The organism is Paenibacillus sp. FSL H8-0259, assembly GCF_037963255.1.
GTDB lineage: Bacteria > Bacillota > Bacilli > Paenibacillales > Paenibacillaceae > Paenibacillus_AQ > Paenibacillus_AQ phytohabitans.
The window spans coordinates 713,785-737,514 of the sequence record NZ_CP150147.1; the positions used below are offsets into that span (position 1 = coordinate 713,785).

The following is a 23,730-nucleotide window of genomic DNA, read 5'->3' on the forward strand; positions in this document are numbered from 1 at the left end:
TGGACTATAACAGGGTAAGGAGAGTATTCCCTCATGAAGGAACTGAATTATTCGAAGGTATTTATACTTCTGGCTGGAATGACGGCGGCAACACTTGCCGTATATCGCGTAGTTTCGCTGCAGACCGATACGTTCTATGCTTTTCTGCTCTGGAATCTGTTTCTGGCCTGGGTGCCGTTCTTCTTCTCCATGGCAGCGCATGAGCTGGATAAGCGGAAGATTGGGGGGCTGCTGATTCTGCCGCTTGGCATAGCCTGGCTGCTCTTTTTCCCGAATGCGCCCTATATTATGACTGACCTCGTGCATTTAACCATCCGCAAAAGCAAATACATCGTAGGCGGGACAATCCAGAACCGGTACTGGTACGATCTGACCACCCTGCTCTTGTTCACCTGGAGCGGCTGGCTGACCGGATTCTTCTCCCTGTACCAGTTCCAGCATGTGATCTACCGCAAAACCAATGGGGTGCTGTCCTGGATCTTCGTGCTCTTTGCCTGCGTAATGGGCGGTTATGGCGTTCTGCTGGGCAGAGTCTACCGCCTGAACAGCTGGGATGTGCTGACAGACCGCCACCAGCTGTACCAGCTGGTTAAGGACAGCCTGAACCAGCAGTCCGTATTCTTCAGCTTATTCGTAGCCTTTGTGCTGCTGGTGATTTATGCCACGCTCTATTGTCTGCTGAACGGACTTGCCAGCGGGAGCGGCAAAGCTTATTCGAAGGGCGGCAGAAGATGATCTTCAGGGTCAGGGTTGAAATCCTGCTCCGGCTCCAGCTTTAATTCCAGCTCCAGCCCGGGTCCTGGGTGATACTGGTAACGTTCAAGATCAATCACACCCCGCTCATCAAAAATAATCCCTTCACCCAGCAGGTACAGCTGCTGCAGTGAGCCGGATTCGTCTTCGGTGAGCGAGATCATTCCTTTGGAATTGATGACCCTGTGCCATGGCAGCTTGTACTTCCTGCTCATAGAGTGCAGAATACGCACCACCTGCCTGGCTCCCCGGGGGCTTCCGGCCGCGCGGGCAATTCCGCCATAGGTCATGACGGACCCTTCCGGAATGGACTGAATAATGGTGATCACTCTTTTGGTGAATGGCGTCATGTACAGGCTCCTTGTCTATAACAGAATCATCCGCTGTATGTACTTAGAACAACCATAACATAAAGCGCCGTATAGAGCATCTGCCGGGAAGGAGCAACCGCGATAGCCTGATAGTATCCTCCCGGTCCCGCCCGGCCAAGCCCCTGTCTGTACAGACAGGGGATATTTGCTGTGCGCTGCCTAAGCCTGAGTTCTTCCTCTACAGCATAATTATGGCGAATAGGAGTTAGAGAGACGGGGGATAATCAGAGCAATAGAAATGTGACAGGAGTGACTGCTGTGAAGAGCGAGGATGCTGCAATAGACAATGAAGCTGACGGCAAAATATCATCTTCCCAGCCGTTAAGTCCTTCGCTGGATGATACGCTGGCTCTGTTCCGGAAGATTTTCAGTAACGATGGAACCCTGAGAATTCGTGTGATTGAGAATAAGCATAGCATGCCCATCCGCTGCGGATTGATCTACGTGGATGGAATGATTGACCGTGATCTTATACAGAATGGGATTACCAAGCCGTTCATGGCCTATCAATTCACAGATGAAGAGAGCAGCAATCCCGCAGAGCTGATGGAAAAAATCCGCATGGAAGTTATCAATATCAGTGACATTATGGTGTCCACGAAACTGGAGGAGCTGGTTGGTGCTGTAGTCAGCGGCAAAACAGTATTCCTGCTCGATGGCTACGCAGGAGCCCTAAATATCAATGCCCAAGGCTGGGAGACCAGGGCCATAGAAGAGCCTACCACGGAAAAAGCCGTCCGGGGCCCCAGAGAGGGGTTCACCGAATCCCTGCTCGTCAATCTCACCCTTATCCGGCGCAGGGTACAGAACTCCGATCTGAAATTTGTGTTCACTGACATCGGGACGCGTACGAAGACACAGACCTGCATCTGCTACATGGAGAGCCTGGCTTCACCCGATATTCTTAAAGAGCTCTACAGCCGGCTGGAGCGGGTGGAGATTGATTCCATCCTGGATACGGGGTATTTGGCTGAGCTTATCCGCGATGAGCCCTATTCCCCATTCGAGACGATCGGCAATACCGAACGGCCGGATGCTCTGGTGAGCAAAATCATGGAGGGCAGAATCGCTGTGCTCATTGAAGGTACCCCGTTTGCCTTGACGCTGCCGTATGTTTTCGTGGAGAACTTCCAGGCCAGTGAAGATTACTATATCAATTATTATTTTGCTTCCTTCAACCGTCTGCTCAGAGTGCTGGGAGCTTTCATGTCAATTAGTATTCCAGCCGGGTACGTTGCACTTGTAACCTACGCGCAGGAAATGGTTCCTACGCTGCTGCTGTTAAGCATTGCGACCGCAAGGCAATCCGTCCCCTTTCCTACGATCGTTGAGGCGCTGCTCATGCTGACCATCTTCGAGGTGCTGCGTGAAGCGGGGGCGCGGATTCCGACCTCAATAGGGCAGGCTGTCAGTATCGTAGGGGCGCTGGTGCTGGGTCAGGCTGCAGTAGATGCGCGGATTGTCAGTGCACCAATGGTTATCATGGTAGGACTGACGGGAATAACGACACTGCTGAATCCAAGGCTGACAGGCCCTTTGATTATAGTCAGGCTTGCCCTGCTGTTTATCGCTTTTTTTCTGGGGATATACGGATATTTCTTCGGGCTGCTGGGTCTGGTGATTCATCTGATGAGCCTGCGCTCCTTCGGAGTCTCCTATATGCTCGGAGTAGGCTCGATCAGGCCGCAGGATATTAAGGACACGGCAATCCGTGCGCCCTGGTGGGATATGTATCTGCGGCCTGCAGTGATCGGAGCGCGGAATATGAAGCGGAAGCCCTCTAATAAGCGGGTGAAGCGGCCATGAGCACCTTGCGCAGAGTCCTGTTCGTGCTAGTCTCTGTGCTGCTGCTGTTCAGCATTTCCGGGTGCTGGAATTATACCGAGGTGGATGATATGTCCATCGTAGCAGGAGTAGCGATCGACAAGAACAAGGCGGACGGCAAGCTGCTCCTCACTGTGGAGCTGGTTGATACCAACGGAGGTCTGGATAAAACGCAGGCAGGGTTCAAGATGATTAGTCTCAGCGGGGATACGATGTTTGAGATCGTCCGCAATATCATCTCCATAACCGGCAAAAAGCTGTTCTGGAGCCATGCCAAAGCCATTATTGTCAGCGAAGAGGTTGCCAGAGAAGGGCTCATCAAAGCGATTGACTGGTACAGCAGAGATACGGAGACAAGATCAGATGTATTTATTTTCGTCTCCGGAGAGAAGACGGCCCGCGAGGTTCTTAATCTGAACAGTACGACGCAAGCGATTATGTCGTTTGAATTAGCCCAGATGATGCGGGATGAGAAGTATATCAGCAGTGCACCCACTGTGGAAATCTGGGATTTCATCGACAAGCTGGAGACCCTTGGGAATAATTCGGTAGCGCCGATGGTTAATATCCATGTGAAAAATAACCAGAAGAATGAACGTGTGGAAGGTACTGCTGTATTTGTAAGGGACAGAATGGTGGGTAAGCTGGACGGAGATGAGACGAAGAGTATGTTATTTGTCAAAAACTTAGTAACAGGCGGTGTGCTGGATATTGAGGATAAACATGGAACGCCGTCCTACTCCTTGGAGATTATTTCGAATCAAACGAAACTGAAGCCCCGGATGGCCGAAGGCAGGCTGCAGATGCAGATCGAAACTCTGACCCAAACCGGACTGGATGAAGTCATGACTGTTGAGGGCTTCATGAAAGGAGAAACTATTCAGGATATTGAGAAAAGGGCTAGTGAGCGTATGGAGGCAGATATTCTTGCCTTAATCCATAAAGTCCAGCAGGAGTACGATGCCGATATTTTTGCCTTTGGCGAGAATGTTCATGAGAATCAGCCCAAGATTTGGGCTAAGGTCAAGGATCACTGGCCCGAAGCATTCGCTGATCTGGATGTGACGGTCAGCTCCAAAGTCGAAATTCAGAGCAGTGCCAAAACAACGCGTGCGATTAGGCTGGGGGATTAGTCATGGTCATTTACATTGTGATGATCTATGTGTTTGTAGCCATCTTTGATCCCTACGGACTGCTGAAGCGGGGCATGAAGCGGGATTTCTTTGTCTGTTCTACGCTGTACCTGATCTCCTTCTCCCTGGCTTTCGCGCTGTCGATGCACTGGGAGATTCCCAGCCCGTCCCCGCTGATTGTAGACTTAATTAAGAGGCTATACTAGAGCACACTCCTGAAGGTGGGAATTCCATGAGCAAAGAGATTATACCGGCGGGTCAGTCCATCAGCATAGCTGTGTTATTTATCAGCGGCAGTTCACTGTTCATGGGCACATCAGGGCAGTCCGGCAACAGCAGCTGGATTGCTATCATTTTTGCGATATCGCTGGCTGTACCGCTCATGCTGATCTATGCGAGACTCCATGTGCTTTTTCCGGGCAAGGATCTGTACGATATGCTGATCGCTGTCTTCGGAGCAGTCTTCGGGCGGGTGCTTTCCTGCCTGTATATATGGTATGCTCTTCACCTGGGAGCGCTGGTGCTGCGTAATTTCGGGGAGTTCAGCAAGACGGTGGCCTTAACCTCCACGCCAATGATTGCCCCGATGCTCATGATCGGACTGCTCTGCATCTGGGTTGTGAATGCGGGGATGGAGGTGCTCGGCAGAAGCGCCAAATTTCTGCTGCTATTCTCGTTCATTGTCATTGTCCTCATACAACTGCTCTCTGTTCCCAAGTTCGAATACCATCATATGAAGCCGCTGCTGGATAGTGGATGGGGTCCTGTATTTGCAGATACAGCAGGCTCCTTCACGTTTCCCTTTGCCGAAATTGTGATCTTCCTGGGCGCCTTCAATGTGCTTCCGGCCAAAGGCTCTGCCACACGGGTGCTGGTAAGCGGTTCGCTGATTGCCGGGATCATCATTATCTTTGTTACGCTGCGCAATTTGCTGGTGCTGGGGCCTGATATCCTTTCAAGCCTGTATTTTCCGTCTTATGTGGCAGTCAGCAGGATTAACATTGGTGATTTCCTGACCCGCATTGAAGGTTCGGCGGCCATCGTATTTGTCACGGCGCTATTCATAAAAGTCAGCCTCTGCCTGTATGTAACCTGTAATGGAGTCAGCAAATTATTCAAGCTGAAGAGCTACCGGTCGGTTGTACTCCAGATGGGGCTCATCATGGTGTATCTATCCGATTTCATCTATAAGGATATTATGGAAATGCAGTATTTTGCTTATCACATCTACAAAGTGTATGCCCTCCCGTTCCAGGTGGTTATTCCAGTTATGCTGTGGATTGCAGCAGAGATTCTCTCCCGCAGAAAGAGCAGCAAATCCATATGAGCTATGCCATCCCTCCACAGCCCCGCGTTGCGGGGCTATTTATTTTCAACCTGCGCGGAAGTTGGCTATAATGATAGGCAGAGAATCATGTTGTAGAAGAGGATAACGAAAGGCGTGAGAATAGATGAGTGTATCCAGCATCGTAATGTCCTCACATTGGGGCAGGGAAGTCAGACATAAGTATGTGGCACAAGGCTCCAAGTCGCTGGCCGTGGTGTTCCCGGGGCAGAATTATTCCGCAGAGCGTCCGTTGCTGGAGTATGCGGGCAAGCTGGCCCGGGAATACGGCTGTGATCTGCTGCTGCTGGAATATGGATACCAAAGTGCACGGGCGCCCTTCAAACGTGAAGAAATTGACATTGTCGCAGAGGAATGCAAGGTGGCGCTTGCTTCGCTTCCGGAGTATGAGCAGCTGCTGTTCATCAGCAAAAGCATGGGGACAGTGATCGCCGGCAAGGTAGCTTCAGAGACAGGAATAGGAGAGAAGGTTTCCCATCTGTTCCTCACCCCTGTTGCTGAAAGTATCCCGTACATTAAGCAGAGCCGGGGAAGCATTATTTACGGCGGGAGTGATCCGCTGTTCACGGAGCAGCATTCTGCCGAGCTCAGCGGCCTGAAGCAGGTGCGGGTGTACAGGATTGATGATGCCAACCATTCTTTGGAGGTAGGCAGTGTCAACGAGTCACTGGCCGTGCTGCTGGTCATTATTAATTTCTATCATGAGTTTTTCCGCGATTCACTTTAAGAGGGAGATGAGAGCATGATTACAGAAGCGGCAATGCTGCAGGTAAAGCCGGGATTGACCCGGCAGTTTGAGCAGAGCTTCAGGGAGGCATCCCCGCTGATTGCCTCGATTGACGGTTATTTGGGGCATGAGCTGCAGCACTGTATGGAGGACGACCATAAATATCTGCTGATTGTCAGATGGCGCAGCCTGGAGGACCATACGGTGGGGTTCAGAGAATCCGCCCAGTATCAGAAGTGGAAAGCGCTGCTGCATCATTATTACAGCCCATTCCCTGTAGTTGAGCATTATACCCGTATCATTCTGGATTAGAGGAAAGGAAGCGCAGTATGTTGGGGAAAGTAATCGGTAAAGGCCGGACTGCGGAAGTTATGGAGTATGGCGAAGGAACGATTCTTAAGCTCTATCTGAATGAGGTGCCGGAGCATCATGTGGACTGGGAATACCACATCAGTACCTATGCCTATGAACAGGGAGTGCGTACCCCGCGGCCGGTTGAGCTTGCCGCGGAAGAGGGCAGAAAGGGCATTGTGTTTCAGCAGATTCATGGCTCCCCGCTGCTGAAGCTGATGGGTGCGAAACCGTGGCTAATTGCCAGCTACGCCAAGCAGATGGCGGCTCTGCAATACAGCCTCCATCAGCTTGCAGGCCCGGGTGAAGCCGGAGAACAGAAAAAACGGCTGAAGCAGAATGTTATTGCTGCCCCCATGCTTAATATGGAAGAGAAGGCACCTATTCTATCTCAGCTGGAGCTGCTTCCAGGCGGGAATAAGCTATGTCATGGTGATTTCCATCCGGACAATGTGCTGATGGACGGGCAGCTGTGGGTTATCGACTGGATGACTGCCGTTTCAGGAGATCCTGCAGCAGATGCTGCACGGTCCATAGTCATGTTCAGTATAGGAGCCATGCCCAAACATGCTTCTTTGTTCACCAAAGTATTCTTAGGCTTCGCCAGAAAGCGGATGACGAGCCAATACACCCGTGAATATATGAGACTATCAGGGGTGTCCCGGGCGGACATTGAAGCCTGGATACTGCCGGTAGCGGCTGCACGGCTGGTGGAGTGGCTTCCGGTATCAGAGAAGGAACAGCTGGTCCGCGAAATCCGCAAGCGCTTGAGATCATTGCCTTCCGCCCGATAACCATTTCATAGAGAAAGCAGGTGAGCTTATGAATACATACATCGCACTGCTGCGCGGAATTAATGTCGGCGGCAACAAGTTGATCAGAATGCAGGAGCTTAAGGCGATGTTCGGGGAGCTTCAGTATGCGAATGTACGGACGTATATCCAGAGCGGCAACGTGGTATTTGAGAGTGAAGCGGCTTCCGGCGAAGGGCTTGCCGAAGTGATCAGCCAGCGTATCCGGGAGACCTTCGGCTTCGAGGTCCCTGTGATCATCCGTTCCGTGGAGGAGCTGGAAGCGGTCATTGCCGGCAATCCGTTCCCGCTGACAGAGCCGGAGGAATTCAAACGCCTGTATGTATCATTTCTGGCTGACGAGCCTTCGGCTGAAGCGCTGGAGAAGGTTCGTCCCTATGAGGATGGAGCGGATCAGGTACGGGTGATCGGCAAAGAAATGTACACTTACTATGAGGTGAGTGTAAGCGAATCGCCGCTGTTCAAAGTGCAGTTCGATAAGCTGCTGGGCACGAATCTCACCGCACGCAACTGGAATACCCTCGGTAAGGTGACGGCGCTGGCCCGCAAGCCGTAGGTAAGATTAGCTTAAGAATATTGCCCTGTGTGCTTTATGTATACCCCCGCATCCGTTCTCTAGAGTGCTGCTCAGGCAGCATGGACGGCTAAGCGGGGGTGTTTGCCGTTCCCTTTTATACAGTACCGTTTCAGCAAACATTCAGCCAGTATTCATTATGAGTTAAGGTAAGGATGCAATAATACACCTATACAAAGACAAGGCCGGTCAACAAGGCGTCTTACCGGATGTCAAGAAGAACGGATTGGAGCGGGTGAATCTATGAAATGGTTAAAAAGGCTGGGTTCCGACGCCGTCTTGCTGGGTATTCTGCTGCTGGCGGCAGTTCTGTACGGCTATGGAATCTGGAATGATCAATATGTCAATACGTACTACACTACGGCAGTAGGGAGCATGCTGCAGAGTTTCCATAACTTCTTCTTCGCCTCACTTGACTCTGCCGGATCCGTAACTGTCGATAAGCCGCCGGTAACGTTCTGGCTGCAGACTCTAAGTGCGCTGACCTTTGGCCTGCATGGCTGGAGTGTCATTCTGCCTCAGGCACTGGGCGGTGTAGGTTCGGTCTTGATCGTCTATCTGCTGGTGAAGCCTACTTTTGGAAAAGCCGCTGCAAGGCTCGCTTCCCTGGCTATGGCGGCTACACCGGTAGCAGCTGCAGTGAGCCGCACGAACAATATTGATGCGCTGCTGGTGTTTACTTTGCTGCTGGCGGCATGGTTTCTGTTCAGGGGCATCAGGACCGGCCGGATGGGCAGCTTACTGGCTGCATTCGGGCTGATTGGTGTAGCCTTCAATGAGAAGATGCTGCAGGCCTATATGGTTGTTCCGGCATTCTATCTCTTCTATATTCTGGCTGCCAGGGTCAACTGGAAGAAGAAGACCGGGACTCTGGCCGCCTGCACCGCAGTGCTGCTGGCGGTTTCACTCTCATGGGCGGTAATTGTTGATTCCATACCGGCGGACAAACGTCCTTATATCGGAAGCAGCGGCACCAACTCTGTACTTAATCTGGCTTTTGGGTATAACGGGGTTTCCCGTCTAACGGGTGACCGCAGTACGGGCGGCACTGGAAGCGGCGGCGGTTTTGGCGGCGGGGGAATGCCCGCAATGAACGGGCAGATGCCGGAGTTTGGCGGTGACATGCCGGCGGTGAATGGAGATGGAGGATCGTTCAGCGGAAATCAGCAGGGACAAGGCTTGCCTCCGGGGATAACCGGTGACGATCAGGGCGGCGGCAGCGGTGGCACAACAGCCGGTGCTGCAGACGGCGGAGGCCGGGGAACGGCTCCTGGCCAGGCTGACGGAACGCAGGGGCAGGATGGAGGAGGCAGAACGGGCGGAGGCGGACGTCAGTCTGTTGATTGGGGCGGCGGGGACGGCGGCCAAGGCGGACGGGGTGGAATGAACGGCAGCGCTGGCGCTGGCGGGATGTTTAATACCGGTACCGCCGGCCCGTTGCGGCTGTTCCATTCAGAGTTATCCGGCCAAGCCAGCTGGCTGCTGCCGTTCGTGTTATTCGGCTGCATCGGGATTTTTGCCAGCCTGCGCCGGAAGAACTTCACCCGGAAGCATAAGGAGGCCTTGTTCTGGCTCGCCTGGCTGGTACCGGTCATGGGCTTTTTCAGCATCGCCGGCTTCTTTCACCAGTATTATCTGATCATGATGGCTCCGCCGGTTGCGACGCTGGCAGGTGCAGGGTGGTCACAGCTCTGGAGCTATTACAAGGAACGTACATCGTGGCTGTCCTGGCTGCTTCCGGCAGCGGTACTCGCAACAACGGTGCTCGAGGTATATATCATCCATCCGTATGACGATACCATCGGCAGCGGCTGGTCCATTGTTGTCCTGGCAGCGGGTGTTGCAGCTTCCGTAGTGCTGCTCATCCTGCGGCTGCTGAAAGCCAGCGCAAATAAGCAATCCTTATTGCATGCCGCTGCTATAACAGGACTTCTCGTTCTGCTGATCGGTCCGCTCTACTGGGCTTTTACACCGATCACGTACGGCAATAACAGCATGACGCCGGCGGCGGGCCCGGACAGCAGCGGTGCTGGCGGCATGGGCGGTAGAAATAGTGCTGCAGGAGTTAATGAGAATCTGCTGGCCTATCTTAAAGAAAACAACACCGGTGAGAAATACCTGTTCGCAGCTATGGATTATGGAACGGCAGGTGCCTATATTATCGACGAAGGCGAATCGGTGGTCATCCTTAACGGATTTAACGCGTCAGACGTTCCCTACACCACAGATACTTTGAAGGCGCTCGTAGAGAGCGGCCAGGTGAAATACTTCCTGGTCAACAGCGGCGGTATGGGCGGCGGGCGCGGAGGCGGCAGCTCGGAAATTACATCCTGGATCACTGAGAACGGGACGGAGATTCCTTCCGCAGACTGGCAGGGAACATCAGGGGGCGCTGGCGGAACATTATACGAGGTCACGCTTAACTAAGTAACTACATCATTTGAGGAGGAGCTGCCCATGAGCACCCAAGTGCGCTATTCCATAATTATACCGATGTTCAATGAAGAGGAAGTGATTCAGGAGACGTACCGGCGGATCAAGAAAGTAATGGGAGCAACAGGGGAGTCCTATGAGCTGCTCTTCGTCAATGACGGCAGTATGGACAACTGTGCGCAGATGATCGAGGAGTACAGCTACTGGGATGAAAGTGTGAAGCTGATTGACCTGTCCCGTAATTTCGGCCATCAGATTGCTATTACAGCAGGGATGGATTATGCGCTTGGAGATGCCGTGGTCATTATCGATGCGGATCTGCAGGACCCCCCGGAACTGATTCTGGATATGATTGCCGAGTGGAAAAAAGGCTACGAGGTTGTCTACGCCAAGCGTATCAAACGAAACGGGGAGTCCCTGTTCAAAAAATGGACGGCAGCCCTCTTTTACCGGATACTCCGTTATTCGACAGATATCTCTATCCCGGTAGATACCGGCGATTTCCGGCTGATTGACCGCAAAGTCTGCGATGAGCTGAAACGCCTGCCGGAGAAAAACCGTTTTGTCCGCGGACTGGTAAGCTGGGTGGGCTTCCGCCAGAAGGCGCTTGAATATGAGCGTGATGAACGCCTGGCGGGCGAAACCAAATATCCGCTGAAACGCATGATTAAGCTGTCGCTGGACGGTATCACCTCCTTCTCCTACAAACCGCTGAAGCTGGCGGGCTATCTGGGAGCACTGCTGTCCGCATCCGGCTTTCTGTACCTTATGTACGTGCTCTACCTGGCGCTCTTTACGGACGAGGCTGTTAAGGGCTGGGCGTCGATGATCGGGATTACGCTAACCTTCAACGGGTTTGTGCTGATCATGCTGGGTGTGCTGGGCGAGTATGTCGGCCGGATCTATGACGAGTCCAAGGGACGTCCGCTCTACATTGTTCAGGAGTTCTATGGCGGCAAGAAGCAGCAGAGTGCACAGAAGCACAGAGTAGCCCATCTCAACAAATAACGGAAGGCTGCGCGGACGATTACGATTACGGCAAGCGAACCGTAATCGTCCGGAGCAGTTTTTTGCTGCGGCTGAACTCTGGAGCATTATCGTTAACGCCCAGACCCCCGAACCCCCGAACCCCAAAGCCTCTTAGGTTCAACGCCCCGTTACAGCACCCGGCTCATGAAATCCTGCATAAAATACAACAATCCAAAGACATTTACCCGGAAAAATCGGAAATCTTGCACGAAATGCAACAATTTAGCGCGCTGGGGCCTCGATGGCGCTGAAATGTTGTATTTTCTGCAGCAATATTTACTTTGTGGGGGTCCTGAGCTGGAAATCCTGCATTTAGTACAACAATCCGCAGTTTGGATAGGCTGCAGCAGACTCTGTTGCGTTTAGCGGTTCTCGGATAAAGGTGTTTGTTCAAGGCTTGCACACTCAGTAGCGGATTTCTGCCAACAATAGCCCGGCTAGGCTAGCTGATTCTTCTCCCTTATAACAAAAAAACGACCCGCCCTTCATCCATGATGAAGGCAGGTCGTTTATGCATTTTTTATTGGGAATCTTATTAGTCTGTGTGAATTATGCCTTCAGCAAGTCGTGATCAACATACCGCGCACCGTTCAGCTCACTGATAACATTAACCGCAACCTTGGCACCGTCTCCGGCAGTAATAATAGCGTGCACACTCACACCGGCAACTGTTCCTGCTGCCCAGATGCCGTCAATGTTGGTTTTGCCTTCTGCAGTAGCTGCAATAACTGTCTTGATTCTCGGCTCCGTGCCATCCTTGGTTTCCACTCCGGCCTTGGCGGCCAGATCGGTGAGAACCCCTGTAGCCAGAATAACATGCTTGGCCTCGTAAGCAGCTCCGCTCTCCGTCTCGATTACGAACCCTTCACCGCTTGCGCTCAGTCCGGTAGCCTGCTCAGCGACCAGCTCGGCTCCGAATTTCACGGCCTGCTTATGTCCGGTCTCCACGAGGTCGGGTCCGCCGATTTCGCTGATTCCGTAAAAGTTCTCATACCAGCCTCTGCGGGTCATGCCTTTGTCATTGTCAATCAGCAGTGTTTTTTTGCCCGCCTTGGCGGCGAACAATGCGGCACTTGCCCCGGCAGGACCGGCGCCGATAATAGCGATTTCGTACATGATGTAACCTCCTAAAAGTTTTGTTGTAGCCCAGCTTCCGTGAATTCACTTCGTACAAAACTCGCATCGGAAGCGTGGGCTTAAGTTTTGTTGTAGCCCAGCTTCCGTGAATTCACTTCGTACAAAACTCGCATCGGAAGCATGGGCTTAAGTTTTGTTAGCCATGCTCAATGAGGACAGCTATTTCTTCTGCTTACTATTATATCGTTAATTACAGGTCATTAGCTAATCCGGCAGGCAGGGGAGAAAGACTTGGAAGATTGTGAATTCACCAGGAGTGCTGGTTACAGTAATCTCTCCTTGATGCGCCTCCACGATAGACTTGGTAATGGATAACCCGAGCCCCGAGCCGCCGTACTTTCTGGTGCGGGATGAATCACTGCGGTAGAACCGGTCGAAGACATGCGGGAGATGTCCGACAGCAATACCGGAGCCGTTGTCCTTCACAGTCAGAACAGCCACTGTTCCTCTGGCATGCAGCGAGACTTGTACCGCTCCGGATTCCGCATCCGTATGCTGCACGGCGTTATGGAATAGATTAAGAATAACCTGCTTTATTTTGTCAGGGTCAACAGGGCCGCGTACACCATAAGAAATATCGAAGTTTACCTTCCGTTTGCCGGCCAGCACCAGCAGCTGCGGCTGCATCTCGTCAATCATCTCACCGAGCAGCAGATTCTTGACCCGCAGCTGCGGAGCACCATCCATACGGGCGAGCAGCAGCAGATCCTCCACCAGTTTGTTAATGCGTTTGGCCTCTCCATGCATGCTGTTGAGCGCGCTATAGAGCTGGTCCCGGTTATCGGCTGCTCCCCGGAGCAGTACCTCCAGGAATCCGTATATTGAGGTCAGCGGGGTTCTTAGCTCATGGGATGCATCTGCCGCGAACCGGCGCATCTGTTCTTTGGCCTCACGTTCATTGTGAAAAGAAATCTCCAGACGCTCCAGCATTCCGTTGAAGGACTGGGAGAGCTTGTCGACCTCAAGCTGGCCCTGATCTACAGGGAAGCGCACATCCAGATTGCCGGCGTCGATGCTTTGCGCGGATTCTCCCATTTTGGACAAGGGAATCAGCGTTTTGCGCAGCGCGGGTAAGTACAGGAACAGTCCGGCCAGCAGAGCGACCACCGATAACGCGCCAAAAATAAGCAGCTGCTGCATAATCACATCTCTCAGAGGGCCGGTTTCTACGCTCATTTGCAGCAACAATTTAGTAGCACCCGGTCTGCCAAGGTTCATGAAGACAGCCAGATGCTCGTTGCCGTCTGCTGCAGTAATCAGCCTGTATTTCCCGGTAGCCTTATCCGATGCCTGCTTCAGCAGGGTGTTATATTCGCCGTTGCTCATTCTTGGTGCTACTGACCCAGACAGGGTTTCTTCCTGCAGATCCTTGAAGGTGCCGTCTGAGCTGTATATGGCTATCGTAGTATGGGCATCAAGCAGCAGCGGGCGGCGGTCTCCGTAGAACCGCTTGTTGCCAGGGCTCATGTTGGCGTTATTCCCGGCGCTGTCAGCCCCGCCAGGAGTTCCGCCTTGGAGCGTGTTGCCAGGGCTTATAGTCCCGCTTACAGCTCCGCCAGGAATATTGCCCCCCGCACTATTGTTTAGATCTGCTGCATTTCCCGCAGGATTATTAAGGTTAATGTAATAGAATTCGCGCGGCACGGAGCGCATCTGGGTTTCCATCGCCTCCGCGCGGTTGCTGTAGATGAAATTCCGCATCAGAGCATACTGGAGTACGCCGATCAGAATCAGCAATACGGACAGGATTAACAGCGAGGTGGCCAGCAGCTGTTTGCGCAGGGATCGCGGTGCCTGCAGTTTGCTGAGGAAGCCCCGGGTCCGGGCAATCATACAAGGTCCACCCGGTATCCCGCGCCGCGCAGGGTGCGGATAATCCGGTGATCCTTGTCCCCGAGCTTCTCGCGGAGGGAACGGATGTAGACCTCAACGATGTTCTCCTCGCCGCCGAAATCATATCCCCACACCTTGTCCAGAATCATGGGTTTACTCAGCACCAGCCCGTGGTTAATAACCAGATATTGCAGCAGCTCATATTCTGTGGGCGAGAGCTCCAGCACCTCCTCCTTGTGGCTGATTTCTTTGCGCCGGCCGTCAATCCGGAAGGGGCCGCAGCGCACCTCGCCGAGCAGTCCCGGGAACTGGTTGCGCAGGCGGGCCTGAATCCTGGCTAGCAGCTCATCGAAGCTGAAGGGCTTGACCATATAATCATCCGCACCGATAGACAGGCCTTTAACCCGGTCATCCACTTCATCCTTGGCGGTAAGCATGATCACGGCCACCTCTGCCTCCTCTGAACGGAGATAGCGGACGACCTCGAAGCCGTCCATGCCGGGCATCATGACGTCGAGAATCACGACATGCGGCTTGAACTCTGCGGCCGCAGCGATTGCACCTGCACCATCCGGCGCAGTCTGCACTTCAAATCCTTCGTTCATTAATCCCAGTTCGAGAAACTGGAGGATATGAGGCTCATCATCCACCAGAAGCAATCGGACGCCTTGCGCTGCTTTCATTAGCGTTCCTCCATATTCAGTGGTTATAGTGTCCATAGTATGACGCTATACGTTGAACGTTTGCTGAAAATAGGTCTTTGGAGCCAAAGATTGGATTCAGAATTGTCGTTCATGGTTAATCATAATGGTTAATCTAATTATACGGAAATATTAATGTTATTAATAAGGAATATAGTTAGAAATTAAAAGTTTTTGAAGCGGACAATAAAGGGTTTTGACGGCGGGTAGAGAACACTTTACAATAAGGATACAATCCCGGTTTTGAGCGTTTTTCCTGACAAAACCGGCAGCATGTCCCAATTCTCTGTTTCCTCCCCCGTTTTAAATCTTATTCATTCCTGTCACAAGCATTTCTTATGGTTTGCTTCTTTCCGCTTCATTTCTTTTTGGGTTTCAATGTGGGATCTACACTACACCGCACCAATCATTCAACCTATTTATTACATGTTTCACTACCCATAAGTCAAGGAGGCTCTTCCATGAAGAAAAAAGAGATGGTAGCCATGCTATTGGCGGGAGGCCAAGGAAAAAGATTGAAGGGATTAACCAAATCGATTGCCAAACCGGCTGTTTATTTCGGAGGAACCTACCGCATCATCGACTTCCCTTTAAGCAACTGCTCGAATTCGGGTATCGACACAGTGGGTGTACTGACACAGTATGAACCGCTGGTGCTGCATTCGTATATTGGAGTCGGCAGTGACTGGGATTTGAACCGCAAGGACGGCGGGGTGTTTGTATTGCCGCCGCATGAGCGGGAGAATGGAAGCAGCTGGTACCGGGGCACGGCTGATGCGATTTACCGCAATCTGAAGTTCGTTGATCAATTTGATCCGGAGCATGTACTGATTCTGTCCGGTGACCATATTTACAAGATGGATTATCATGCTATGCTGCAGTATCACAAATCCAAGAACGCCGACTGCACCATTTCGGTCATTGACGTGCCACTCCAGGAAGCGAGCCGCTTCGGCATACTGAATACGGAAGACGACCTCAAAATTTACGAGTTTGATGAGAAGCCTGCCAAACCTAAGAGCACACTTGCTTCTATGGGTGTATATATTTTTAAATGGGATGTTCTCCGCAAGCATCTGCTTGAGGACGGGGAGAACGCCGGCTCGTCCCATGACTTCGGGAAGGACATCATTCCGCTGATGCTGAATGACGGAGAGTCCCTGTATGCTTATCCATTCGAAGGCTACTGGAGAGATGTCGGTACTGTAGACAGCCTGTGGGAAGCGAACATGGATCTCTTGAGTGACAATCCTCCGCTGAACCTGAATGATACCAGCTGGAGAATCTTCACCCGCAATCCGAATCAGCCAGCGCAATATGTTGCACCTGGAGCCAAGGTATCCAGCTGCATTATTAACGAAGGCTGCATTGTATACGGCGAGGTTAAGCATTCGGTACTGTTCTATGGGGTAGAAGTGGGCGAAGGCAGCGTGATTACGGATTCTGTAATTATGCCTAAGGTGAAGATCGGCAAGAATGTAAGAATTCACAAAGCCATCATCAGTGAGAACACAGTCATTGAGGATTATATGGAAATCGGCGTCGATCGGGAGAATGAGGACGAAATTCTGCTGATTGACAAACGCAGCAAAAAAAACAAATCCGTAGCAGCCAAAACCATATAACCACAGAGGACGGGGGATACCGATGAAAGAGCTTATGGGCGTAATCAATCTTGACCATGAACTGGATAATTTAAATGAATTGACCTATTTCCGCTGCGGGGCAGCGGTCCCGTTCGCCAGCCGCTACCGGCTGATCGATTTCGTCTTGTCCAACATGATGCGTGCGGAGCTGGAGAGCGTGGGACTGTTCGTCCGCCGCAAGTACCGCTCGCTGATGGACCATCTCGGCGACGGGAAATCCTGGGACATGAACCGCAAGCATGGCGGCTTGTTCATTCTGCCGCCGGACTGGAATGACCCTACGGACACGTCCCTTGGCGATCTGCAGCATTATCATAACAATCTGGATTTCTTCAAACGGGCGTCTGCCAAATATATTGTATTCTCCGGCAGCCAGCACATTAATACGGTTGATCTGCAGGATGTATACCAATACCACCTGGAGCAGGGCGCAGATGTGACCATGGTCTACAAGCAGATCGATCAGCTGCAGCCGGAGCATGATCCCTGCCTGCGGGTAGAGGTCGATGAAGACAACACAGTAACGAATATTCACCATGAGAAGCATCATCCCAATGTATATTTGGATATCTTTATTATGGAGAAGAAGCTGTTCCTGGAGCAGGTGGAGCATTGCATCGCCCATGGCGAAAGTTATTTCTTCCGCGATGCCATTCAGAAGAACCGCCACAAGTTCAAGATTGCCGCCTATGAATACAAAGGTTATCATTCCGTTATCAATTCGCTGGAGAGCTACTACAAGAACAGCTTGGAGCTGCTGAAGCAGGAGAATTATTTCGGCCTGTTCAAAGAGAGTCCGGTGCAGACCAAGATTAAATATGAAGCCCCTACCCGTTATCTGGACAGCGCCTCGGTCAGCAATTCGCTGGTAGCCAACGGCTGTATTATTGCCGGAACCGTGGAGAACAGTGTAATCTTCCGTGGTGTGCAGGTTCGCAAGGGAGCCAAAATCATCAATTCTGTAATCATGCAGAAATGTGTAATTGAAGAGAATGCCGTAATTGAGAATGTCATTATGGACAAAGACGTGCATCTGAGCAAGGAACGGATACTCGTCGGAGACAGCAGGCGTCCGTTTGTCATTGCCAAGAGCAGCAAGATATAATATCTGGATCAGGGGAACTGTGCAGTGCGGCAGTTCTTCTGATCCAGTGTTGTAATAGGCAATATTTTTCCACAAATACAAGCATCTGTTAGGAGGAACCTGCTGTTGTTCAACGATAAAGAGACTTTCAAACAAGTGTTCCGCGAGAAACTAATCGGGAAATTAGGCAAACCGCTGGAGGAAGCTTCGAACGCCGATATTTACAATATCCTCGGGAATATGATCCGCGAGAATGCCGGCAAGAACTGGGCGGACACCAATCAGAAGTTCAAGATCGATCAGGATAAGCAGGTCTATTATTTCTCCATGGAGTTTCTGATCGGCAGGCTTCTGGGCAATAACCTGCTGAATATGGGTGTGCTGGAGGTTGTCCGTGAAGGACTCTCGGAGCTGGGCTTCTGCCTGCAGGATATCGAGGAGGTTGAAGCGGATGCAGGGCTTGGTAATGGCGGTCTGGGCCGCCTGGCTGCCTGTTTCCTGGATTCACTCGCCTCACTGCAATATGCAGGGCATGGCTGCGGCATACGCTATAAATACGGCCTGTTCGAGCAGAAGATTGTAGACGGATATCAGGTAGAGCTGCCGGACTACTGGCTGCAGAATGATAATGTGTGGGAAGTCCGCCGTGAAGACAAGCAGGTGGAAGTGCACTTCTGGGGACATGTGGATACCCGCTGGGAGAATGATGAGCTGTTCTTTGAGCACAAGGACTATGAAGCCGTGAGGGCCGTTCCGTATGACATTCCGGTGATCGGGGCAGACCGCAGGCATGTGAATACACTGCGCAACTGGAGTGCAGAGTCGATCACACAGCCTTCGAGAGTCTTCGGTGCACTGGGGGGGACAGATTATCACAAGTTCCTGGAGTATAAACGCTCCGTAGAATCCATCTCGGAGTTCCTGTATCCGGATGATTCACAATACGAAGGCAAGCTTCTCCGGCTGAAACAGCAATATTTCCTGTGTAGTGCCGGACTGCAGAGTATTCTGCGTACCTTCGCCAAGACAGGGGCTCCAATTGACAGCCTGCCTGACAAGGTGGCCCTGCATATTAACGACACGCATCCTACACTGGTTATCCCTGAGCTGATGCGTATACTGATGGATGTGCACGGGATTGGCTGGGATCAGGCCTGGGGCATGACGACACGTATGGTCTCTTATACGAATCATACCATTCTGAGTGAGGCGCTGGAGAAATGGCCGCTTGGCATGGTCAAGGAGCTGCTTCCGCGCATCTTCCTGATTATTGAGGAGATCAATGCCCGCTTCTGCGGAGAGCTGATGAGCAAGTATCCGGGAGACCAGAACCGGATCAATCAGATGGCCATCATCCATGATGATCAGGTACGGATGGCGCATCTCGCCATCGTGGCCAGCCACAGCGTAAACGGCGTAGCGGCACTGCATACGGAAATTCTGCAAAAGCGTGAGATGCGCCTGTTCAATGAGATGTATCCGCACCGCTTCAATAATAAGACCAACGGCATCACACACCGCCGGTGGCTGCAGCATGCCAATCCGGAGCTTGCCGGACTGATCAGCGAATCGATCGGCACCCGCTGGATTCATCAGCCGCAGGAGATGATCGGACTCATCAAATACAGTGAGGATTCCTCCTTCCAGGAGCAGGTGGCTGCGATCAAACGCCGCAACAAGCTGCATCTGGCCGACTACATCTACGGGAAGCACGGTGTCCGGGTGGACCCCGACTCCATCTTCGATGTGCAGGTGAAGCGGCTGCATGCCTATAAGCGCCAGCTGTTGAATGTATTGCACATTATGCATTTGTACAATCAGATCAAAGACAACCCTTCGCTGAACATCGTACCGCGTACGTTCATCTTCGGTGCGAAGGCGGCCCCGAGTTATCATCTGGCTAAGCGGATCATCAAACTGATAAATACGGTGGCTGATGTAGTGAATAAGGACCCGGACATTAACGGGAAGATCCGCATCTTCTTCCTGGAGAATTATTCGGTATCGCTGGCGGAGAAGATTATTCCGGCAGCGGATGTAAGTGAGCAGATCTCTACAGCGAGCAAAGAAGCCTCCGGTACCGGGAACATGAAATTTATGATGAACGGTGCGCTGACTGTCGGGACGATGGATGGAGCTAACGTGGAAATGCACGAAATGGTAGGAGACAATAATATGTTCCTCTTCGGTCTCCGGGCAGAGCAGGTCATGGACTACTACCAGTACGGCGGTTACCACGCCCGCGATATCTATAATGGCGACGGCCGGGTGAAGGAAGTGTTGGATCAGCTGATTGTACCTGGACCGTTCTGCGCTCATGCCCAGGAATTCGATACGCTCTACCAGTCGCTGCTTGATAATAATGATGAGTTCTTCGTCCTCAAGGATTTCGCCAGCTATGTGGAGACCCATGTCAAGATTGACCTGGCCTACCGCAACCAGAAGGAATGGCTTAAGAAGTCAATTATCAATATCGGCCATTCCGGCAAATTCTCCAGTGATAATACGATCGCACGCTATGCCTCCGAGATCTGGCATATCCATCCGGTTAAGGTATAACGCGTCAGCTACAGGCTGAATCTCCGCAACAGGAGCCTCAGCCTGTGCTATTTCTGCACATGCACATGAAGAAGCCGCTCCATCAGCAGGACATTCCTGCAGTGGAGCGGCTTCTTCATGCTAAGGCATATGGAGAGGAGGAGAATTACAGCACCTCGGATACCATGGCTGCGAACCGTTCAAGGAAACGGCGTTCCTCATCGTCGAAGCGGTGTTTGAGCGGGCTGTCGATATCCAGTACGCCGTACAGGGTATCCCCCTTAACCAGCGGAACTACGATTTCGCTGTTCGAGGCAGCATCACAGGCAATATGCCCCGGAAAGGCATGGACATCGCCTACGACAAGGGTGCGGCGTTCCGCAGCCGCTGTTCCGCATACGCCGCGGCCAAGCGGAATACGGATGCATGCCGGAAGTCCCTGGAACGGGCCCAGAACCAGCTCTTTGCCGTCAAATAAATAGAAACCGGTCCAATTGGTGTCCGGTAGAGAAAGCTTTAACAGAGCTGAAGCATTGGATAAGTTGGCGATAGCATTGGGCTCGCCCTCCATAAGTGCCCCGAGCTGGCTTAGAACGGCTTCGAACCGTTCACTGCGGGTGCCATCATAAGGCATGGCTTGAAACATGAAGCATCACCTTCCTGTACCTTGAGTCAGTATGAATCCATAACTGTTAACTAACAAGATAGTACAGCGGAGCGCAATACGTCAAGCAATAACGGAATTATCCGGTTAGTGGAAGATCAGGAAGATGTATGAATTGTCTCCGGGCGGATGTTTCCGGCAACCCCGGGCAGGGTAATGCTTTTATAAATATACCGAAGGCTTATAGCCGGAAGGAGTGGAATATGCGCGCCGACGTACAGAACTTGTTTATAGGAATCCATATGCTTTATTTCGCACATGAGAGGAATCTGACACTGACGGAGATGCAGCCGGAGCTGGAGGATTTGGGATACCGGGTAGCGGAACGCGAAGTGAAACAGGAGCTGGAGCGGCTGACCCAGGAGAACTTCCTCACGGCCCATGGTGAGGCATACAGCATTACCGGAACGGGAATAGAGGAATTCAAAGCGATTCAGGCCAAGCTGGGAGTGCTATGCACCGAAGTGCTTAAGCCGGTTAAGGCTGCGGGTACATCGGGTTAATTCTACATCAAGTAACCATTCATGTTCAGAAAACGTACGGCGTCTGATCGCGCGGAAGCAAGCCGCGCGGAGCAGGCGCTATTTGTGTGGAGTGTGGAGTTCGGATTCATGTCAGATTTCGCTTAAGGTAATGCTTACATCTGATGTATACTTATTAGGATGGAAGGGGACGGGAAGATGTATATATGCGGCGGAGTAATTCCGGAATTAACCGGCCGGAGAGTGCGGCTCCGGGCTATGGCTGCCGGAGATGCAGGAGCGCTGTTTGAGATCTGGTGCCATCCTCAGGTTGCGCCCTGGCTGGATGCCCCCTTCTTGTCCTCTGCAGAAGAAGCGGGAGCACTGATTGCTCTGCTGGCACAGATGGCCCGGGAAGAAGAAAGCATACGCTGGAGTATTCTGGGGCCGGAAGCAGAGGTTATCGGAAGCTGCGGCTATAATCACTGGCAGCTTGAGGGGGCTTACCGGGGGGAGATCGGTTTCGAGCTGTCACCTGCCGCCATGGGTCAGGGGTATATGCGGGAAGCGCTGGAGCTTATGCTGGAATTCGGCTTCGGCAGCATGGGGCTGAACCGGATTGAAGCCTTATGCCATCCTGACAATATCCGGGCGGAGCAGCTGATTACAAGGCTCGGCTTCCGGCAGGAAGGGCTGCTGCGTCAGTACCGGCATACGGATTCCGGCTATCAGGATGTACGGATGTATTCCTTGCTGCAAGGAGAGAAAGTGCGGGGCTGAGAACATAGAGAGAGGATTTGGATTGATTGAAGTCACCTGGTGAAACTGAACGCAAGTTAATTTTAATTGGAGTACTGCTGGCCACTTTTCTGGCAGCAATCGAAGGTACGGTCACAGGACCGGCGGGACCGGCCATTGTCGGCGATTTTCAGGGCATGCAGTGGCTCAGCTGGATATTTACCGCTTATCTGCTGGCTATGGCGGTTACGACGCCTATTTTTGGCAAGTTAAGTGATCTGATTGGCCGCAAGCCTGTGTTCATTGGCGGGGCCGTGGTCTTTCTGGCAGGCTCGCTGTTATGCGGGGTTTCGCAGAGCATGCAGCAGCTGATTATTTTCCGGGGGATACAGGGGATCGGTGCGGGTGCGCTCATTCCTATGACTTTTACGATTATCGGGGATATCTACAGCATTAAGGAACGGGCGAAGACTCAGGGGCTGCTCAGCTCGGTATGGGGGATTTCCTCTCTCGTAGGACCGCTGCTTGGCGGTTATGTGGTTGATTATTTGAGCTGGCGCTGGGTGTTTGTCTTTAATCTGCCTTTTGGGCTGCTATCTATTATATTCATCTCGCGGTATCTGAAGGAAGAGAAGGTCCGGCGCAAGACCAGAATCGATGTGGCCGGAGTGCTGCTGTTCGCGGCAGGAATGGGAGCGCTGCTCTTTGGTCTTACGGCGGGAGGGCAGAGTCTGGCATGGAACTCTCCGCTGCTGCTGGCTATCTTAGCGGGGGCTGCGGTGCTGCTGGCCGTGTTCCTGTTCGTGGAGCGCCGTGCTCCCGAGCCAATGCTGCCGCTGGAGCTGTTCTCTATCCGCAATATCGCTGTCTCTACAGGAGCTAACCTGCTGGTCAGCACCTTAATTATCGGGCTGTCTACATACGTGCCGCTGTGGGTGCAGGGCGTCTTCGGTAAAAGCGCAGCCCTCTCGGGCCTGCTGCTCGCCCCGATGTCGGTGGGCTGGATGCTCGGCTCCATCGCTGGCGGAAGAATGATTCTGCGCGCGGGTACCCGCCGTACAGGGATGCTGGGGCTGTCGCTGATTGTTGTAGCAGCGGTAGGGCTGACTCTGATGAACGGGGATTCGTCCCAGCTGCTGCTATTGATTCTGATGCTGTTCTGCGGCGTAGGTTTTGGTTATGCTTCTACAGTTTTCACGATTATCGCGCAATCCTCTGTACAGCATGAGCAGCGCGGTGCGTCAACGGCCCTGAATACCTTCACCCGTTCACTCGGGCAGACGGTGGGGGTAGCGATCTTCGGGTCTTGGCTGAACTACAATATCGACAGGAAGCTGGCGGAACAGCCTGGGGCTTCTGCTACAGGGGCTGATATCAACCAGCTGCTTAACCCGCATAGCGGGAGTACCCTGTCCGCTGAGGCCTGGGGCAGTCTGCACGGCGCGCTGGAGAGCGGCCTGCACTCGCTCTTCATTGTGATGGCCGTCTTTGCTGTGGCCTCCCTGGTTATTTCTGCGGGGCTTAATAAAGGGCTGCCAACCATTCAAGAGGGAAGTACCGCGTCCAAGCCATAATC

22 protein-coding genes are annotated in these 23,730 nt (G+C 52.4%); 17 read left to right on the forward strand and 5 right to left on the reverse strand.

The genetic code is table 11. The features are described 5' to 3' along the window. The first annotated feature begins 33 nt into the window (after window positions 1-33). A complete protein-coding gene (locus NSU01_RS03095; RefSeq protein WP_076246226.1) occupies window positions 34-735 on the forward strand; it encodes a DUF1361 domain-containing protein in 702 nt (233 codons plus the stop codon). Here NSU01_RS03095 and NSU01_RS03100 read toward each other — a convergent pair. Further along, entirely contained in the window at window positions 711-1,103 is a 393-nt protein-coding gene (locus NSU01_RS03100) for an MGMT family protein (protein WP_076246228.1), read from the reverse strand. The two genes, NSU01_RS03095 and NSU01_RS03100, sit on opposite strands and share 25 nt — an antisense overlap. 279 nt (window positions 1,104-1,382) lie before the next feature. On the opposite strand from NSU01_RS03100, the gene NSU01_RS03105 reads away from it, so the two are divergent. The 10 genes from NSU01_RS03105 to NSU01_RS03150 all read left to right on the forward strand — a co-directional run bounded on the left by NSU01_RS03105 (window position 1,383) and on the right by NSU01_RS03150 (window position 11,331). After that, entirely contained in the window at window positions 1,383-2,930 is a 1,548-nt protein-coding gene (locus tag NSU01_RS03105; protein WP_076246230.1) for a spore germination protein, read from the forward strand. Further along, a complete protein-coding gene (locus NSU01_RS03110; protein ID WP_083705641.1) occupies window positions 2,927-4,081 on the forward strand; it encodes a Ger(x)C family spore germination protein in 1,155 nt (384 codons plus the stop codon). Before NSU01_RS03105 ends, NSU01_RS03110 begins: the two co-directional genes overlap by 4 nt. A gap of 2 nt (window positions 4,082-4,083) precedes the next feature. After that, entirely contained in the window at window positions 4,084-4,287 is a 204-nt protein-coding gene (locus NSU01_RS03115) for a hypothetical protein (protein WP_076246233.1), read from the forward strand. A gap of 26 nt (window positions 4,288-4,313) precedes the next feature. Continuing rightward, window positions 4,314-5,408, forward strand: a complete 1,095-nt coding sequence (locus NSU01_RS03120) for an endospore germination permease (RefSeq protein ID WP_076246235.1) — start codon at window positions 4,314-4,316, stop codon at window positions 5,406-5,408. Window positions 5,409-5,532: 124 nt separating this feature from the next. After that, window positions 5,533-6,153, forward strand: a complete 621-nt coding sequence (locus NSU01_RS03125) for a hypothetical protein (RefSeq protein WP_076246237.1) — start codon at window positions 5,533-5,535, stop codon at window positions 6,151-6,153. A 15-nt stretch (window positions 6,154-6,168) separates the two neighbouring features. Next, window positions 6,169-6,465: an antibiotic biosynthesis monooxygenase gene (locus NSU01_RS03130; protein ID WP_039306615.1), complete on the forward strand. Its 297-nt coding sequence runs from the start codon at window positions 6,169-6,171 to the stop codon at window positions 6,463-6,465. A 17-nt stretch (window positions 6,466-6,482) separates the two neighbouring features. Then, entirely contained in the window at window positions 6,483-7,298 is an 816-nt protein-coding gene (locus NSU01_RS03135; protein WP_042133294.1) for a phosphotransferase, read from the forward strand. A gap of 28 nt (window positions 7,299-7,326) precedes the next feature. Beyond that, window positions 7,327-7,872: a DUF1697 domain-containing protein gene (locus NSU01_RS03140; RefSeq protein WP_042133295.1), complete on the forward strand. Its 546-nt coding sequence runs from the start codon at window positions 7,327-7,329 to the stop codon at window positions 7,870-7,872. A 261-nt stretch (window positions 7,873-8,133) separates the two neighbouring features. Further along, the gene (locus NSU01_RS03145; RefSeq protein WP_076246240.1) at window positions 8,134-10,317 is read left to right on the forward strand and encodes a glycosyltransferase family 39 protein; all 2,184 of its coding nucleotides are present in this window, start codon (window positions 8,134-8,136) and stop codon (window positions 10,315-10,317) included. Window positions 10,318-10,347: 30 nt separating this feature from the next. Continuing rightward, the gene (locus tag NSU01_RS03150) at window positions 10,348-11,331 is read left to right on the forward strand and encodes a glycosyltransferase family 2 protein (RefSeq protein ID WP_076246243.1); all 984 of its coding nucleotides are present in this window, start codon (window positions 10,348-10,350) and stop codon (window positions 11,329-11,331) included. Window positions 11,332-11,901: 570 nt separating this feature from the next. Here the strand turns inward: NSU01_RS03150 and NSU01_RS03155 are convergent. The 3 genes from NSU01_RS03155 to NSU01_RS03165 all read right to left on the reverse strand — a co-directional run bounded on the left by NSU01_RS03155 (window position 11,902) and on the right by NSU01_RS03165 (window position 15,005). Further along, window positions 11,902-12,468 carry an FAD-dependent oxidoreductase gene (locus NSU01_RS03155; protein ID WP_042133298.1) on the reverse strand — a complete coding sequence of 189 codons (567 nt, stop codon included), beginning with the start codon at window positions 12,466-12,468 and terminating at the stop codon, window positions 11,902-11,904. A gap of 225 nt (window positions 12,469-12,693) precedes the next feature. Continuing rightward, window positions 12,694-14,322 carry a HAMP domain-containing sensor histidine kinase gene (locus tag NSU01_RS03160; RefSeq protein ID WP_042133299.1) on the reverse strand — a complete coding sequence of 543 codons (1,629 nt, stop codon included), beginning with the start codon at window positions 14,320-14,322 and terminating at the stop codon, window positions 12,694-12,696. Further along, the gene (locus NSU01_RS03165; protein WP_042133300.1) at window positions 14,319-15,005 is read right to left on the reverse strand and encodes a response regulator transcription factor; all 687 of its coding nucleotides are present in this window, start codon (window positions 15,003-15,005) and stop codon (window positions 14,319-14,321) included. The genes NSU01_RS03160 and NSU01_RS03165 overlap by 4 nt, the downstream gene beginning before the upstream one ends. A 479-nt stretch (window positions 15,006-15,484) precedes the next feature. On the opposite strand from NSU01_RS03165, the gene NSU01_RS03170 reads away from it, so the two are divergent. The 3 genes from NSU01_RS03170 to NSU01_RS03180 all read left to right on the forward strand — a co-directional run bounded on the left by NSU01_RS03170 (window position 15,485) and on the right by NSU01_RS03180 (window position 20,312). Continuing rightward, a complete protein-coding gene (locus tag NSU01_RS03170) occupies window positions 15,485-16,648 on the forward strand; it encodes a glucose-1-phosphate adenylyltransferase (protein ID WP_039309915.1) in 1,164 nt (387 codons plus the stop codon). A gap of 22 nt (window positions 16,649-16,670) precedes the next feature. Continuing rightward, window positions 16,671-17,774 (forward strand): glucose-1-phosphate adenylyltransferase subunit GlgD, encoded by a 1,104-nt coding sequence (glgD, locus tag NSU01_RS03175; protein WP_042133301.1) that lies wholly within the window; start codon window positions 16,671-16,673, stop codon window positions 17,772-17,774. 105 nt (window positions 17,775-17,879) lie between these two features. Continuing rightward, a complete protein-coding gene (locus NSU01_RS03180) occupies window positions 17,880-20,312 on the forward strand; it encodes a glycogen/starch/alpha-glucan phosphorylase (protein WP_042133302.1) in 2,433 nt (810 codons plus the stop codon). A gap of 145 nt (window positions 20,313-20,457) precedes the next feature. On the opposite strand, the gene NSU01_RS03185 is transcribed toward NSU01_RS03180, so the two are convergent. Beyond that, a complete protein-coding gene (locus tag NSU01_RS03185) occupies window positions 20,458-20,937 on the reverse strand; it encodes a GAF domain-containing protein (protein WP_039309920.1) in 480 nt (159 codons plus the stop codon). Between the two features lie 221 nt (window positions 20,938-21,158). Here NSU01_RS03185 and NSU01_RS03190 point away from each other — a divergent pair, with 221 nt between their 5' ends. The 3 genes from NSU01_RS03190 (at window position 21,159) to NSU01_RS03200 (ending at window position 23,728) form a co-directional block, all read left to right on the forward strand. Next, window positions 21,159-21,458, forward strand: a complete 300-nt coding sequence (locus tag NSU01_RS03190; RefSeq protein WP_039309934.1) for a hypothetical protein — start codon at window positions 21,159-21,161, stop codon at window positions 21,456-21,458. 177 nt (window positions 21,459-21,635) lie between these two features. Continuing rightward, window positions 21,636-22,196 carry a GNAT family protein gene (locus NSU01_RS03195; protein WP_076246246.1) on the forward strand — a complete coding sequence of 187 codons (561 nt, stop codon included), beginning with the start codon at window positions 21,636-21,638 and terminating at the stop codon, window positions 22,194-22,196. A gap of 26 nt (window positions 22,197-22,222) precedes the next feature. Beyond that, entirely contained in the window at window positions 22,223-23,728 is a 1,506-nt protein-coding gene (locus tag NSU01_RS03200) for an MDR family MFS transporter (protein ID WP_042133304.1), read from the forward strand. The last annotated feature ends 2 nt before the right edge of the window (window positions 23,729-23,730 follow it).